Origin of the sequence: Solibacillus sp. FSL K6-1781, from assembly GCF_038630735.1 — a bacterium.
In the GTDB taxonomy this organism is placed as follows: domain Bacteria; phylum Bacillota; class Bacilli; order Bacillales_A; family Planococcaceae; genus Solibacillus; species Solibacillus silvestris.
The window spans coordinates 3,114,328-3,128,184 of record NZ_CP152038.1 but is presented as its reverse complement, the minus strand read 5'-3'; the positions used below and the strand labels follow the sequence as shown (position 1 = coordinate 3,128,184).

18 protein-coding genes are annotated in these 13,857 nt (G+C 39.0%); 15 read left to right on the top strand and 3 right to left on the bottom strand.

Translation table 11 applies throughout. The annotated features are described in order from the left end of the window. The first annotated feature begins 6 nt into the window (after positions 1-6). The 6 genes from gltD (at position 7) to sufB (ending at position 7,193) form a co-directional block, all read left to right on the top strand. Positions 7-1,488 (top strand): glutamate synthase small subunit, encoded by a 1,482-nt coding sequence (gltD, locus tag MHH37_RS15925; protein ID WP_340799011.1) that lies wholly within the window; start codon positions 7-9, stop codon positions 1,486-1,488. Between the two features lie 472 nt (positions 1,489-1,960). Then, positions 1,961-2,740, top strand: a complete 780-nt coding sequence (sufC, locus tag MHH37_RS15920) for a Fe-S cluster assembly ATPase SufC (protein WP_008408673.1) — start codon at positions 1,961-1,963, stop codon at positions 2,738-2,740. Between the two features lie 18 nt (positions 2,741-2,758). Continuing rightward, a complete protein-coding gene (gene sufD / locus MHH37_RS15915) occupies positions 2,759-4,066 on the top strand; it encodes a Fe-S cluster assembly protein SufD (RefSeq protein WP_342573756.1) in 1,308 nt (435 codons plus the stop codon). Then, positions 4,066-5,295, top strand: coding sequence for a cysteine desulfurase (locus MHH37_RS15910; RefSeq protein ID WP_342573755.1), 1,230 nt, complete (start codon positions 4,066-4,068; stop codon positions 5,293-5,295). Before sufD ends, MHH37_RS15910 begins: the two co-directional genes overlap by 1 nt. Beyond that, complete coding sequence (gene sufU, locus MHH37_RS15905) at positions 5,285-5,725, top strand: Fe-S cluster assembly sulfur transfer protein SufU (RefSeq protein ID WP_008408670.1); 441 nt, start codon at positions 5,285-5,287, stop codon at positions 5,723-5,725. Before MHH37_RS15910 ends, sufU begins: the two co-directional genes overlap by 11 nt. Before the next feature lie 70 nt (positions 5,726-5,795). After that, a complete protein-coding gene (gene sufB, locus MHH37_RS15900; RefSeq protein WP_008408669.1) occupies positions 5,796-7,193 on the top strand; it encodes a Fe-S cluster assembly protein SufB in 1,398 nt (465 codons plus the stop codon). A 91-nt stretch (positions 7,194-7,284) separates the two neighbouring features. Here sufB and MHH37_RS15895 read toward each other — a convergent pair whose 3' ends face one another. From MHH37_RS15895 to MHH37_RS15885, 3 genes are read right to left on the bottom strand one after another with little or no spacing between them, the layout of a single operon-like run. Next, on the bottom strand, positions 7,285-8,469 hold the full coding sequence (locus MHH37_RS15895; protein ID WP_342573754.1) for a site-specific integrase: 1,185 nt from the start codon (positions 8,467-8,469) through the stop codon (positions 7,285-7,287). A 44-nt stretch (positions 8,470-8,513) separates the two neighbouring features. Next, positions 8,514-8,951 carry an ImmA/IrrE family metallo-endopeptidase gene (locus tag MHH37_RS15890; RefSeq protein ID WP_342573753.1) on the bottom strand — a complete coding sequence of 146 codons (438 nt, stop codon included), beginning with the start codon at positions 8,949-8,951 and terminating at the stop codon, positions 8,514-8,516. A 12-nt stretch (positions 8,952-8,963) separates the two neighbouring features. Next, positions 8,964-9,422 carry a helix-turn-helix transcriptional regulator gene (locus MHH37_RS15885; protein WP_342573752.1) on the bottom strand — a complete coding sequence of 153 codons (459 nt, stop codon included), beginning with the start codon at positions 9,420-9,422 and terminating at the stop codon, positions 8,964-8,966. A 123-nt stretch (positions 9,423-9,545) separates the two neighbouring features. On the opposite strand from MHH37_RS15885, the gene MHH37_RS15880 reads away from it, so the two are divergent. The 9 genes from MHH37_RS15880 (at position 9,546) to MHH37_RS15840 (ending at position 13,853) form a co-directional block, all read left to right on the top strand. Further along, positions 9,546-9,773 carry a helix-turn-helix domain-containing protein gene (locus MHH37_RS15880; RefSeq protein ID WP_342573751.1) on the top strand — a complete coding sequence of 76 codons (228 nt, stop codon included), beginning with the start codon at positions 9,546-9,548 and terminating at the stop codon, positions 9,771-9,773. 11 nt (positions 9,774-9,784) lie between these two features. Further along, positions 9,785-10,477, top strand: coding sequence for an ORF6C domain-containing protein (locus MHH37_RS15875; RefSeq protein WP_342573750.1), 693 nt, complete (start codon positions 9,785-9,787; stop codon positions 10,475-10,477). Between the two features lie 38 nt (positions 10,478-10,515). Beyond that, the gene (locus MHH37_RS15870) at positions 10,516-10,824 is read left to right on the top strand and encodes a hypothetical protein (protein ID WP_342573749.1); all 309 of its coding nucleotides are present in this window, start codon (positions 10,516-10,518) and stop codon (positions 10,822-10,824) included. A gap of 167 nt (positions 10,825-10,991) precedes the next feature. Next, on the top strand, positions 10,992-11,270 hold the full coding sequence (locus MHH37_RS15865) for a helix-turn-helix transcriptional regulator (RefSeq protein ID WP_342573748.1): 279 nt from the start codon (positions 10,992-10,994) through the stop codon (positions 11,268-11,270). 15 nt (positions 11,271-11,285) lie between these two features. Continuing rightward, the gene (locus MHH37_RS15860) at positions 11,286-11,420 is read left to right on the top strand and encodes a hypothetical protein (protein WP_342573747.1); all 135 of its coding nucleotides are present in this window, start codon (positions 11,286-11,288) and stop codon (positions 11,418-11,420) included. A 240-nt stretch (positions 11,421-11,660) separates the two neighbouring features. Then, entirely contained in the window at positions 11,661-11,849 is a 189-nt protein-coding gene (locus MHH37_RS15855) for a hypothetical protein (RefSeq protein ID WP_342573746.1), read from the top strand. Continuing rightward, positions 11,849-12,118 (top strand): hypothetical protein, encoded by a 270-nt coding sequence (locus MHH37_RS15850; protein ID WP_342573745.1) that lies wholly within the window; start codon positions 11,849-11,851, stop codon positions 12,116-12,118. Before MHH37_RS15855 ends, MHH37_RS15850 begins: the two co-directional genes overlap by 1 nt. A 75-nt stretch (positions 12,119-12,193) precedes the next feature. Continuing rightward, positions 12,194-13,096, top strand: coding sequence for a hypothetical protein (locus tag MHH37_RS15845; RefSeq protein WP_342573744.1), 903 nt, complete (start codon positions 12,194-12,196; stop codon positions 13,094-13,096). Continuing rightward, on the top strand, positions 13,053-13,853 hold the full coding sequence (locus MHH37_RS15840; RefSeq protein WP_342573743.1) for a PD-(D/E)XK nuclease-like domain-containing protein: 801 nt from the start codon (positions 13,053-13,055) through the stop codon (positions 13,851-13,853). The genes MHH37_RS15845 and MHH37_RS15840 overlap by 44 nt, the downstream gene beginning before the upstream one ends. The last annotated feature ends 4 nt before the right edge of the window (positions 13,854-13,857 follow it).

Genomic DNA, 13,857 nt, shown 5'->3' with positions numbered 1-13,857 from the left:
TCTAGTATGGGAAAAGCAACGGGTTTTATGGAATTTAAACGAGAGAAAGTTCAGGAGCAACGACCACTAGAGCGACTTTCAAATTGGGGCGAATATGCAAGCAGGCTATCTGATGAAAAATTACAGACACAAGGTGCACGCTGTATGGATTGTGGAACGCCATTTTGTCATATGGGGATTGAAATTCGCGGTACTGCAGCAGGGTGTCCGATTCAAAATGTCATCCCTGAATGGAATGACTTAGTCTATAAAGGGAAATGGCAAGAAGCGTTGGAACGTTTGCATATGACGAATAATTTCCCTGAATTTACTGGCCGTGTTTGCCCTGCTCCATGTGAAGGGTCGTGTACACTTGCTATTACGGATCCAGCTGTCGCGATTAAATCGATTGAACGTACGATCATTGATAAAGGATTTGAAAATGGCTGGATCACACCACGTATCCCTGCATCGCGTACGGGCTTTAAAGTGGCGATTGTTGGCTCGGGTCCTGCAGGTTTAGCAGCAGCAGACCAACTGAACCAACTAGGTCATTCAGTAACGGTGTTCGAACGTTCCGACCGATTTGGCGGATTATTAATGTACGGAATCCCGAATATGAAGCTTGAAAAAGATGTGATTGAAAGACGTGTCCATTTATTATCATTAGAAGGAATTGATTTTGTGCCCAACACAGAAATCGGAAAAGATATAACGAAGGAGCAATTACAAGCTGATTTTGATGCTGTTATTTTATGTACGGGAGCACAAAAACAAAGAGTACTTCATTTAGAAGGAAGCGATGCTGGCAACATTCATTTAGCAATGGATTATTTAACGGATGTTACGAAAAGCCTGCTGGATTCCGACTTTGCGGATAATCAGGCGTTAAATGTGGAAGGGAAGGATGTCATCGTAATTGGTGGCGGAGATACAGGTGCTGACTGTGTAGCAACAGCACTTCGCCAAAAATGCCGATCTGTATACCAATTTGGGAAGCATCCGCAACAAGCCACAACACGTACAGATGAAACAATGTGGCCAAAAGATCCGAACATTTATACAATGGATTATGCTTATGCCGAAGCTGATGCGAAATTTGGCCGTGATCCGCGAGAATATTGTATTCAAACTACGAAAATAGAGAAAGATAGTAAGGGGAATGTAAAAGCGCTTCATACTATTCAAATGGAAAAAATTCTGGGCGAAGATGGCTTTCATTACTTTAAAGAATTGCCTGGAACTGAAAAAGTATGGCCGGCGCAGCATGTATTTGTCGCAATCGGCTTTGAAGGTGCCGAAAAAGAAACACCGGGACATTTCGGAGTAGAACTAACGAATAACCGCATCCGTGCATCGGTTAAAGACTATGAAACAAATATTTCGGGCGTTTTTGCTGCCGGTGATGCACGCCGTGGCCAAAGTCTTGTCGTTTGGGCAATTAAAGAAGGACGTGGGGTAGCTGCAAGTGTTCATTATTATTTAAATGAAATGTTAGTGAAAAGTTAATAGGATAGTAAGAACAGATATTTTAATAAAAATTGATTGGAATGGAGGGCGACTCCAGCGGGAACAGCACGATGCCTGAGACTACAGGCTCAGGCCGTGCCCGCGGAAAGCGTCCCGAAATGGAAATCAATTTTTACGCACATCAAAAAACGTCATTTTTCTCCTGGAGAAAAATGGCGTTTTTAAGTTATGCCCCAACTTTAAATATTTTTGGGGAAATATAGAATCAATCATTTGAATAAGTGAAATTGATTCTCAATTAATGGATTGCTATTGAAAAAATGGAAAGCTGAATTATTACTATTTAAATAGTAGAAATAAACTGCAGTAAAGCGTTTTACAAGAATGATAGACATTTTTTAATTAAAATCATTCTAAACTATTTGCAACCAACATTCATTTCGGGTAAGATTGGTAATGAACTTAATTTGGCGTACAGAAAGTATGCAAATGAATATTTGGAGGTAATTTAATGTCAACATTAGAAATTAAAGATCTTCACGTTGAAATCGACGGAAAAGAGATTTTAAAAGGTGTAAATCTTACTATCAATACAAACGAAGTACATGCGATCATGGGTCCTAACGGTACTGGTAAATCGACATTAGCTTCTGCAATTATGGGTCACCCAAAATATGAAGTAACATCAGGCGAAATCTACCTTGATGGCGAAAACGTATTAGAAATGGAAGTAGATGAGCGTGCACAAGCTGGTTTATTCCTTGCTATGCAATATCCATCTGAAATTCCTGGTGTAACAAACGCAGACTTCTTACGTTCAGCGATTAACGCTCGTCGTGAAGAAGGACAAGAAATCTCATTAATGAAATTCATCCGTGAATTAGATAAAACAATGGAATTCCTGGAAATGCCTGAAGAAATGTCACAACGTTACTTAAATGAAGGTTTCTCTGGTGGTGAGAAAAAGCGTAACGAAATTCTACAAATGATGATGATCAAACCAACTTTCGGTATTTTAGATGAAATCGACTCTGGTTTAGATATCGATGCATTAAAAGTAGTTTCTAAAGGTATTAACGAAATGCGCGGCGAAGGCTTTGGCTGCTTAATGATCACTCACTATCAACGTTTATTAAACTACATCACACCGGACCATGTTCACGTAATGATGCAAGGTAAAGTTGTAAAATCAGGTGGTGCTGAATTAGCACAACGCCTAGAAGCAGAAGGTTATGAGTGGATTAAAGCTGAACTAGGTATTGAAGATACAGAAGAAGTAACAGAAGCATAATAAAGGAGGACGACGAAGATGACGGTTGAAACAAAATTAGCGTTATCAGCAGAAGAAGTACGCTCGTTCTCGCAAAAACATGCTGAACCAGCATCATTTGCTGATTTCCGTGTGAGCGCAATGGAAAAAGCTGCTGCGCTTGACTTACCAAAACCAGACAGAACGAACATTAACAAGTGGAACTTCATTGATTTCGCAAACCATACAGTAGAAAGTGCTCCATTCAATACTTTGGAAGAGCTGCCTGTAGAGGTGAAATCAGTAGTTGATACTGAAACACAAGAAAACCTGTATATCCAACGCAACAACACACCAGCGTTTATTAAAATTTCAGATGAACTGAAAAACAAAGGTGTAATTTTCACAGATATCCAAACAGCGATCCGCGATCATAAAGATTTAGTGGAAAAATACTTTATGACAACTGCTGTAAAAGTGGATGAGCATAAATTAACGGCTTACCATGCAGCACTAGTAAATGGTGGTATTTTCGTATATGTTCCACGCAACGTTGTAATTGAAGCACCTCTTCAAGTTGTTTTTTTAAATGACAATGCAGAAGCTTCATTATTTAACCACGTGTTAGTAGTAGCAGAAGAATCTTCGGCTGTAACTTATGTTGAAACTTATATTTCTACATTTGACGAAGCACATGGTCAAGTAAACGTTGTAACAGAAGTAATCGCAAAAGATAATGCACAAGTAACATTCGGTGCAGTAGACAACTTGGCTCATGGCTATACTGCTTATGTAAACCGCCGTGGACATGTACAGCGCGACGCAAAAATTGACTGGGCATTAGGTTTAATGACAAACTCAGATACAATTTATGAAAATACAACGAACTTAATTGGCGATAACTCTACTTCAGATTTCAAAATGGTAACTGTAGGTAGCGGAGATCAAAAACTTAACTTCACAACATTAATCCGTCAATGGGGTAAAAATTCCGACGGTCAAATTTTAAAACACGGTGTAATGAAAGATTCAGCACAGTCAATCTTTAATGGAATCGGTCATATTATGCATGGTGGTACAAAAGCAAATGCAGAACAAGAGTCTCGCGTACTTATGCTTTCTGAAGGCGCACGCGGTGACGCAAACCCAATTCTTTTAATTGATGAAGACGATGTAACAGCAGGACACGCTGCATCTGTTGGACGCGTTGACCCAACTCAACTTTACTACTTAATGAGTCGTGGTATTTCTAAAGCAGAAGCAGAGCGCCTTGTAATTCACGGATTCCTTGCGCCAGTTGTTGCTAAATTGCCAATCGAAGGCGTTAAAAAGCAGCTGACGGAGGTTATCGAAAGGAAAGTTCGATAATGATACCTAATGATATTAAAAGTTATTTTCCAATTTTAAATCAGGAAGTCAATGGACATCCTTTAGTTTATTTGGATAGTGCGGCTACATCTCAAAAGCCGATTCAAGTAATTGAAGCAATCACAAATTACTATAATTTAGATAACTCAAATGTTCACCGAGGTGTGCATACACTTGGAAATCGTGCAACGGATTCTTATGAAGGTGCGCGTGAAAAAGTTCGTAAATTCATTAATGCTAGTTCAACACAAGAAGTAATTTTCACTCGTGGTACAACAACAGCACTTAATACGGTTGCTGCAGGCTATGGTCGTCAAAATGTGCAAGAAGGTGATGAGATTGTCATTACGTACATGGAACACCATTCAAACATTATTCCATGGCAACAGCTTGCAAAAGAAAAAGGGGCGGTATTGAAATATATCGACCTAGAGGCAGACGGTACAATTTCATTAGAAAAAGTACGTGAAACAATAACGCCAAAAACGAAAATTGTTTCTATGATGTATGTTTCGAACGTATTAGGTACGATTAACCCGATTAAAGAAGTTGCACAAATTGCTCATGAAAATGGCGCGGTAATTGTTGCGGATTTAGCGCAGGCAGCTCCGCATTTGAAGGTAGATATTCAAGATTTGGATGTTGACTTTGCGGCATTTTCAGGACATAAAATGTGTGGCCCTACTGGTATTGGGGTACTATATGGTAAAAAAGCGCTTCTTGAAGAAATGGAACCAGTAGAGTTTGGCGGAGAAATGATTGATTTCGTAGGTTTATATGAATCAACATGGAAAGAGTTACCGTGGAAATTCGAGGGCGGCACACCAATTATTGCAAGTGCAATAGGCTTAGGTGCTGCAATCGACTTTTTAGAGGAAATCGGTTTAGACAATATTGCAGCGCATGAACATAAGTTGGCAGGCTATGCAATGGATCAATTGGAAACGATTGATGGTCTTCAGATTTTCGGTCCACGTGACCCGATGAAACGTTGCGGAGTCGTGACATTCAATCTTGATGACGTGCATCCTCACGATGTAGCGACAGTATTGGATATGAGTGGCATCGCAGTTCGTGCGGGACATCATTGCGCCCAACCTTTAATGAAATGGCTTCAAGTAACAGCAACTGCTCGAGCAAGCTTCTACATGTATAATGAAGAAGAAGATGTTGATCGTTTAGTTGCAGGATTGCGCTCAGCGAAGGAGTATTTTGGCGATGTCTTTTAATAATTTAGATCAACTTTATCGTTCCGTAATAATGGATCATTATAAAAACCCTCGTAACAAAGGGGCTCTTGAAGAAAACAGTGTGACAATCGATATGAATAACCCTACTTGCGGTGACCGTATCCATTTAACATTGAAGCTTAACGATGGTGTCGTGGAAGATGCAAAGTTCGATGGAGAAGGCTGTTCAATCTCCATGTCTTCAGCATCAATGATGACTCAAATCGTTAAAGGCAAAAAATTGGACGAAGCTTTGGAATTGGCGGATATTTTCTCGAAAATGATGCTGGGCGAAGACTTTGACGATGAAAAATATGATCTTGGGGATGTCGAAGCACTGCAAGGTGTTGCAAAATTCCCGGCACGTATTAAATGCGCTACATTAGCTTGGAAAGCAATGGAAAAAGGCGTAAACAACGAAAAGAAATAAATAGTAGTAAGGCTAAAGTGTGTGTCATGCACATTTTAGCACTTCTCATTAGATGAACGGAGGAGACAACATGGCTAAAAAAATGCCTGAAATCGGCGATTACAAGTATGGCTTCCATGATAAGGACGTATCAATTTTCCGTTCTGAACGTGGACTAACAGCAGATATCGTTCGTGAAATCTCAAGTATGAAGGAAGAGCCACAGTGGATGCTTGACTACCGCTTAAAAGCTCTTGAAAAATTCTATGAAATGCCAATGCCACAATGGGGTGGTGACCTTGCATCATTAAACTTCGATGAAATTACGTATTACGTAAAACCATCTGAAGCAACTGAACGTTCTTGGGATGAAGTACCTGAAGAAATCAAAGCGACATTCGATAAATTAGGTATTCCGGAAGCTGAACAAAAATATCTTGCAGGTGTATCAGCTCAGTATGAATCTGAAGTAGTTTACCACAACATGAAGCAAGACCTTACAGATTTAGGGATTGTCTTCAAAGATACTGACTCAGCATTAAAAGAAAACGAAGAAATCTTTAAAAAACACTGGGGTACAGTAATCCCTTATACAGATAACAAATTCGCAGCATTAAACTCTGCAGTTTGGTCTGGTGGTTCATTTATTTATATGCCTAAAGGCGTTAAATTAGACACACCATTACAAGCATACTTCCGTATTAACTCTGAAAACATGGGTCAATTCGAGCGTACGCTAATCATCGTAGACGAAGATGCTTCTGTACACTACGTAGAAGGTTGTACAGCGCCTGTTTACACAACAAACTCTCTACACTCGGCTGTAGTAGAAATCATCGTTAAAAAGAACGCTTACTGCCGTTACACAACGATTCAAAACTGGGCAAACAACGTTTATAACCTTGTTACAAAACGTACAGTTGTTGAAGAAAACGGTACAATGGAATGGATCGACGGTAACATCGGTTCAAAATTAACGATGAAATACCCTGCTTGTATTCTTAAAGGTGAAGGTGCACGTGGTATGACATTATCAATTGCCATTGCAGGTAAAGGCCAACACCAACACGCTGGTGCGAAAATGATTCACTTAGCACCAAACACATCTTCAACAATCGTTTCTAAATCGATTGCTAAGCAAGGTGGTAAAGTAACTTACATGGGTCAAGTAAAATTCGGTAAAAATGCAAAAGGTGCACGTTCGAATATCGAATGTGACACATTAATCATGGATAACGAATCTACTTCTGATACAATTCCATACAACGAAATCTTAAATGATAATGTATCTTTAGAGCACGAAGCGAAAGTTTCAAAAGTATCTGAAGAGCAATTATTCTACTTAATGAGCCGTGGTGTTTCTGAAGAAGAAGCGACAGAAATGATCGTAATGGGCTTCATCGAGCCTTTCACAAAAGAATTACCAATGGAATACGCAGTAGAAATGAACCGTCTAATCAAGTTCGAGATGGAAGGTTCAATCGGATAAATAGGGGATAAAACGTTGAGGTAAAAGGCTTTTCGTGGTTTGGTAAAATCGCCGAAAAGCCCATTTGCCCACAAATTGCCCACAAAATTATTTATTTTGTATTTTTAAGATGATTTTTATAAAGGTCGAGCGCATCTTGCTCGATCTTTTTTGTTATATGCAAATAAGTATCGGCAGTCGTTTTTGTGGTCTTGTGACCTAAACGGGAAGATACATATTTGATACTCGCTCCAGCTTCCAATAAATGAACAGCATGCGAGTGTCTCAATGCATGTGGGGACAATAAAGGAACATCAGCTCGTTTACATACATCAGTGAAGTGATCTCGAATGACATTAGCGCGCCAATATGTCCCTGACCAATTGTGAAAAAGTAAAGGCAGTTTTTTGCCGTTCACATCTTTGGGCCGTGATGCAGGGTATAACAGGTGCATTTGATTTTGATTAATACGGTGATACTTTAATAATTGAATCAATTCATCATCTATTTGAATGATTCGTTCACTCGAAGTAGTCTTTGTACTCGAAACTGTAGCCACCTTACTATTATTCGCATAATAGACTGTTTTATTAACCGTTAACATTTTGGTTGCAAAATCAATGTCTTTCCATTCCAGTGCTAGTGCTTCACCAATACGTAAACCAGTAGAGCACAGCAAAGAGTACAGTACATAACGCTCATTAGAGTCTTTATATTTTGAATTTTTAACTTTTATTTTGGCTGCATCTAAGAAAGCTTTCATTTCAGTAACAGTGAAAAACTTTAGTTTGCGATCCGCTAGCTCTTTTTTATCCGTAGGCACTTTTGTTCGTGCTAAAGGATTTTCACGAATAATTTTAAATTCGGTAACAGCGTCATGCATAGCTGAATTGAAGATTGAATGGATCCGGCGCAAAGTACCTTCGCTATATTGTTTTTTTAATTCAACCAGCCATTTCCGATATTCATTTCTCTCAATATCTTTTATCGAGTAGTTTCCCCATCGAGGAAGAATATTCTTTTCAATAACACGCCATTGGAGTTCACTTGTGCTTTCTGCTAAAGATGGCCTTTTATATAATTCAAACCATGCAGGCAAGTAATGACCAATTGTTTCCTTACCATTTTCAACAAAGCCAAAGTATTCATATTCTATTTCTGCTTTCCCAGCTGCAAGTGCGGCTTCTTTTTTTGTAACAAACCCACCTTTTGAATGTTCTCCCCATTCGCCAGTCTGCTTATTCTTCACGCGAATGCGATATTCCCACTTGTTATTTCGTTTACGTAAACTAGCCACTTACAATCCTTCCTTTCTTTACAGAATGTATGTTCTATTAATGGTTAAAATAAATCCTCTTTACAGAAGAGTTTCAGTTTAACTAGTTCTACTGGCACGCCATGTAAAGAGGCTAATTCGTATATATTATTTGTTTCTGCAATTGATTGGTCAGGTATTAATAATTCTGCCGCAAAACGATTCGCTTCACGTTCTATTTTATTTATTGAAAAAAGTGTATTGGCTCGCATGAATGGTGTATTTATATCTTTGTGTAGTACGGCATGCCCCAATTCATGTGCACATACTATTTTTTGCTGCTCTTCAGTTAAATTTTGATTTATGTTAATAAATTTAATTCGACTGTCGTGAAAATAAAAACCATGCGTTTTACCAAGATCGGCGAAACTAACCATAATTCCTTTTGACTCAGAAATTTCGAATGGGCAGGTCGAATGATACTTAAGTGTTAGCTTTTTTACTGTGTCCTTTATTAGAGACATAAGCAACGCCCCTTATTCGTTATCGTTATTTCGGTATTTATGCGGAGTAAATTTTTTCCTTGCTAGTTCTTTTGCTAACCGTAAATTACTTTCAATTTGAGCTTTTACAAGTTCGCGTGTTGTTTCATCTAAAGGCTCACCATCAAATGCTAAAGCACTACTACTATCTAAATCTCCCAAAATATCTTCTAACTTTCTAGCGATATCTCGCTCAACTTTAGAAGCTTTTTTGTTAATAGTAGATGTTTCTATATAACCAGCGATATTCATTAAATAATCATAATCACATTTATAAGCTTTTGAAATTAATTTGAGTGTTTCAGGAGTAGGATTTACATGTTTACCGGATCTTTTATCATAACCTTTTTCAATGGTATCTAGATAGGTATGACTGATACCTATGCGTTTACTAGCATCACGTAAAGACTCATTCCCTCTTAATTCTTTTAGATATTCACCTAATGACTTCATTTTCTCACCTCTGTAATACATACTTTACAATAACGAATAAAAAAATTAAATAAATAACTTGTTAATCATTGTTGACAAGTTCGTTATACTTGGTTTACAATGTGAAATAAGGAGGTGTTATACATGATTAACAACAATTTACGTAAAGTTCGACAAAGCACTGGCATGTCAATTTCTGAATTAGCAAGAAGAACTAAAACATCTCGGCAAACTATTACTAATATTGAGTTAAGTGGTCAAGAACCTGGCGTTATACTTGGTTTACGAATAGCAGAAGCACTTAATACAGATATTAAAGATATTTTTTTTACACATGATGTTATACAAGGTTTACAAACAGAATCTGCATAGGAGGTTTTACCATGAGTCAATTAACAAGAAATATTAGCAGTTTAGAGGTTGCGGAAATGGTTGGGCGAGATCATAACAATGTTATGAAAGATATCCGACGCATTATCGAACAATTAGGAGAGGTAACTTCTTACCAGTCCTATTTTATCGAATCGTCCTATACAAATAGTCAAAACAAAGAACTTCCAAGATTCCTATTAACCAAAAAAGGTTGCGAATTATACGGAACTCGAATGACAGGAGAAAAAGGTACACAATTTGCGGTTAAGTACATCGATCGTTTCAACGAGATGGAACAACAAATTCAGCAACAATTACCGAGTGATCCAGTGGAATTGGCTTTACAACAATCCCTTAAAAACTACCAAGAAATCAAAGGGATTAAAGAAGATGTCATTTTATTAAAAGATTCAATGCGTATTGATGGCGCTCAGGAATATGCACTTAATTCGCAGGGGAAATCAAAAGTTTTAGAAGTTTTAGGTGGTTACGAATCGCCAGCATATAACGCGATCAGTAAGAAGATTTTTGCTCAGTTATGGCGCGACTTTAAAAAGTATTTTAAATTGCCACGTTATAGCGAATTACCAAAAGCGAAGTTTGATGAAGCAGTATATTTCATCAGCAAGTGGAGACCGGAGACGGCTATGGAAATTGAAATCGAAAATATTAACCGCCAAGGTCATTTAAAAATAGCAGAATAAAAGGCGCTACTCCAGCGCCTGGATTGGAGGCAACTACCATGATAAAAGTCTTTGAGTTAGACGAGGCAAAGATGGAGGAGATTTATCGCGAGGAACTTCGAGCGCACCTAAAGCGCATCGAGGAAGAAAAAACATACTGGACAGTGAAAGACTTGCAGCGGGAAACTGGCTTTTCTGTCCCTTACATTCGCGAACATATTTTATTTGATCCAGAGCTTGGCGCATGGCGCGATGGAACGCACTGGCGAATGTTATCTACAGTAGCAAAGCCTTATTTAGAACGACGAGGGTTAAAGAAATATCGTGAACAAACAGGCTTTGCTAAAGTGAGCAAAATCGCTCAATAGCCGAGGGCAATCGGCAGTTTTAGAAGAGCTAGGGCAATAGCTCAATAGCAAGTTAACTTGCTTAAGTTAAGTATATTATCTCGGAACATATTTATCTATGCAAAGTGTGCATATATGCTCACCACGCATTTATGCACGTTACGCATATTACTTAGGGGGAGAAGATGGTGTCAATCGATGTAGGAAAGTTAATCAAAACATTTAGAAAGCGCGCTCAATTAACGCAAGAAAGTTTCGCAGATTTAATGAACGTTACGCAATCAACGGTGAGTCGTATAGAGAAAAACATTATTGCTTGCGAAGTGAATTTCTTGGTGAAGGCGGCAAAGGTAACAAATTCAGAAGATTTAGCGGCCATGTCGTTGTTTGGTATCTCGACAGAAGCACTTGCTCAGGTTGTTTCATTAGTACCAGCTTCAATCAATAATATACCGCTTTTTATGTAGAGGGGATGGATAGGGATGTTAAGAAAAGTTCGCGATTACTTATTCGAAGAAGAAGCCGAAATGGGAGAATCAGATGCAGCGGTTTTAATAATTGTAGCGATCAGCTTATTGTTCGCGGGGTACGCACTGTATCAAATGGGAGGATTTTAAATGAACAGTTTAGGACAAATAAAAAACCGCTAATCACGGGCATGATTAACGGCAAGTTATAAAAAATACTAAACCAATTATACCACATCGTGGCAGAAAAGGAAACACAGCTTAATAGAGTGACAGTGCGAGAGTTATCTCGCTCTCGTCAAGCAGCTCTCAATGGTTGGTTAGCCGTTCCTCCTAGGGAAATTGAGAGTTGCTTGATGGGACAAGTCCGTCAGAAAGTTGGTGAAATTAATGCAAATGCGAATTTGGGAAATCATTCACGGTTTTGCGAAAGGCTCATATATCGAAGGAGATGTATTCATTAACGAGCTGGGGCAAGAAATTCATTTTGACGGTGAATCAATCAAAGGTTTAGACAACTTAAATCCACGCAGCAAATGGACATATGTTCCTTATAAATCACGATGGGAGGCAGTTTAATGTTGGAAGTTGAAAATACAACGTTCAGTGGCATCGGTAAATCGTTTGGTGGTTTATACGATTCTTTTGAAAGTCCAGTAGATTGGAAGGGCCGCCGAGTATTTAAAGGCGAGGAGTATTACATCTTTGATAAAGCTGGTCATGAAGTTTATGTACACATTGAAGATGTTCGCGACTATTTAAACGATCATCGATTAGACGTGGAGTGTTACGACCAACTAATTACTTTAATAGAGGCAATCCATGATAATTATCCGGTCATTATGTAAAAAAGACCACTTGGCAGAGTGGTCCCAAAAACAAATATCTTAGCGCAATTGTAGCGCAATAGGAGGAATTTTTCAATGAGTAACCTTACAGAACAATTCAACAGCCCACAAATGGGACAACCACAATTCCAAGGCGGAGGGGCGCTGGCAATGGCTAGTGCTTCTCGTGAAATGGAAGAGGTAAAAGGTCAAATCTTTATGGCAAAGCAGTTTCCACGTAACTATTTTGAAGCGGAGAAACGAATTCAAGATGCTTGCAGACGTCCATCATTAGCGGCTACTTCGATGTATGCATACAACCGAGGTTCAGCGAAAGTAGAAGGTGCATCAATTCGGTTAGCAGAGGTATTGGCGCAAAACTGGGGCAACTTATCATATGGAATTCAAGAACTTGAGCAACGTGAAGGTGAGTCAGTAGCCAAAGCATTTTGTTGGGATTTAGAAACGAATGTACGCCAAGAAAAAGTGTTTACCGTAAAGCATTCAATGAAAGCGAGAGGAACTATAAAAAAATTAGAAGATCCTCGAGATATTTACGAAAAGGTTGCTAATGATGGTGCTCGTCGATTACGTGCCTGCATCTTAGGTGTAATACCAGGCGATGTTGTTGAAATGGCTGTTGAACAGTGTCGTCTTACTTTAGCAGGACAATCAGATAAGCCGTTAAAAGATCGAATCAGTGGCGCATTAACACATTTCAAAGAAAAGTATGGGGTTACACAGGAAATGATTGAAGCTCATTTTGGTTACAGTGCATCGTCGTTCAGTGAATTTGATTTAGTGAAATTAACAAACATCCGTAATTCGATTAAGGACGGTATGAGCAAAATGGAAGATTGGTTTGATAATTCAATTGGAAAAGAACAATCCAGCGGTTTAGGTGAAGCCTTCAAAGAAGCGGATCCAGTAGAACCAAAAGCAGGGGTGAAACCGGATGCAACAGACGTTCCAGCTGAACAGCCAGAACTACCACTCTAAGGAAGCAAACCAACATTTCATGAGTGTTTCACAGTTTAAAAGTGCTATGGAATGTGAGGCGGCCATGATTGCAGAGTTGAAGGGCGAGTACACTCGTCCTCCTTCTCCAGCATTATTAGTAGGTTCCTATCTACATGCAGCGTTCGAAAGTGAGCAAGCTTTTGCAGATTTCTTTGAACAGGAACGTGACAGCATCATTAATACCCGGGGCAATATGTACGCACCGTTCGTACAAGCTGATGATATGATTCAGACCGTTAAAAACGACAAATTCTGCATGTTTGCTCTCGAAGGTGACAAAGAAGTCATTATGACCGGTGAATTGTTCGGTGCTCCTTGGAAAATCAAGATTGATAGTATCAACCATCAGCGAGCAACTTTTACAGATTTAAAGAGCACGCAGGAGTTGGGTAAGCGGTACTGGAGCGAAAAATATAGCGGTTGGGTGTCATTTGTACAAGCTTATGACTACGTACTCCAAATGTATATCTACCGAGAAATTATTTTTCAAAATACAGGTCGCTATTATGATCCATACATTGTGGCAGTAACAAAAGAAACACCACCCGATAAAGCGGTTTTGCATTTCGATAGCGAGCGTTTTAGCTTCGAACAGGAATATGTTCAAACTTTGTTGCCGAGCGTGATAGATGCGAAGCAAGGCACGAAAAAAGCACATCGGTGCGAGAAGTGTGCATATTGTCGAGGAACTAAGGTGCTTAAAGGCACATTTGAGATTGAATATTTACTAGATTAGGAGG

What these genes read in the sequence shown, in the direction of transcription:
- MHH37_RS15845 (WP_342573744.1), top strand. Translation starts at nt 12,194, where the DNA reads ATGAGTAACCTTACAGAACAATTCAACAGCCCACAAATGGGACAACCA.
- MHH37_RS15910 (WP_342573755.1), top strand. Translation starts at nt 4,066, where the DNA reads ATGATACCTAATGATATTAAAAGTTATTTTCCAATTTTAAATCAGGAA.
- MHH37_RS15840 (WP_342573743.1), top strand. Translation starts at nt 13,053, where the DNA reads ATGCAACAGACGTTCCAGCTGAACAGCCAGAACTACCACTCTAAGGAA.
- MHH37_RS15870 (WP_342573749.1), top strand. Translation starts at nt 10,516, where the DNA reads ATGATAAAAGTCTTTGAGTTAGACGAGGCAAAGATGGAGGAGATTTAT.
- sufC (WP_008408673.1), top strand. Translation starts at nt 1,961, where the DNA reads ATGTCAACATTAGAAATTAAAGATCTTCACGTTGAAATCGACGGAAAA.
- MHH37_RS15875 (WP_342573750.1), top strand. Translation starts at nt 9,785, where the DNA reads ATGAGTCAATTAACAAGAAATATTAGCAGTTTAGAGGTTGCGGAAATG.
- MHH37_RS15885 (WP_342573752.1), bottom strand. Translation starts at nt 9,422, where the DNA reads ATGAAGTCATTAGGTGAATATCTAAAAGAATTAAGAGGGAATGAGTCT.
- MHH37_RS15855 (WP_342573746.1), top strand. Translation starts at nt 11,661, where the DNA reads ATGCAAATGCGAATTTGGGAAATCATTCACGGTTTTGCGAAAGGCTCA.
- gltD (WP_340799011.1), top strand. Translation starts at nt 7, where the DNA reads ATGGGAAAAGCAACGGGTTTTATGGAATTTAAACGAGAGAAAGTTCAG.
- sufU (WP_008408670.1), top strand. Translation starts at nt 5,285, where the DNA reads ATGTCTTTTAATAATTTAGATCAACTTTATCGTTCCGTAATAATGGAT.
- MHH37_RS15850 (WP_342573745.1), top strand. Translation starts at nt 11,849, where the DNA reads ATGTTGGAAGTTGAAAATACAACGTTCAGTGGCATCGGTAAATCGTTT.
- MHH37_RS15860 (WP_342573747.1), top strand. Translation starts at nt 11,286, where the DNA reads ATGTTAAGAAAAGTTCGCGATTACTTATTCGAAGAAGAAGCCGAAATG.
- MHH37_RS15880 (WP_342573751.1), top strand. Translation starts at nt 9,546, where the DNA reads ATGATTAACAACAATTTACGTAAAGTTCGACAAAGCACTGGCATGTCA.
- sufD (WP_342573756.1), top strand. Translation starts at nt 2,759, where the DNA reads ATGACGGTTGAAACAAAATTAGCGTTATCAGCAGAAGAAGTACGCTCG.
- sufB (WP_008408669.1), top strand. Translation starts at nt 5,796, where the DNA reads ATGGCTAAAAAAATGCCTGAAATCGGCGATTACAAGTATGGCTTCCAT.
- MHH37_RS15890 (WP_342573753.1), bottom strand. Translation starts at nt 8,951, where the DNA reads ATGTCTCTAATAAAGGACACAGTAAAAAAGCTAACACTTAAGTATCAT.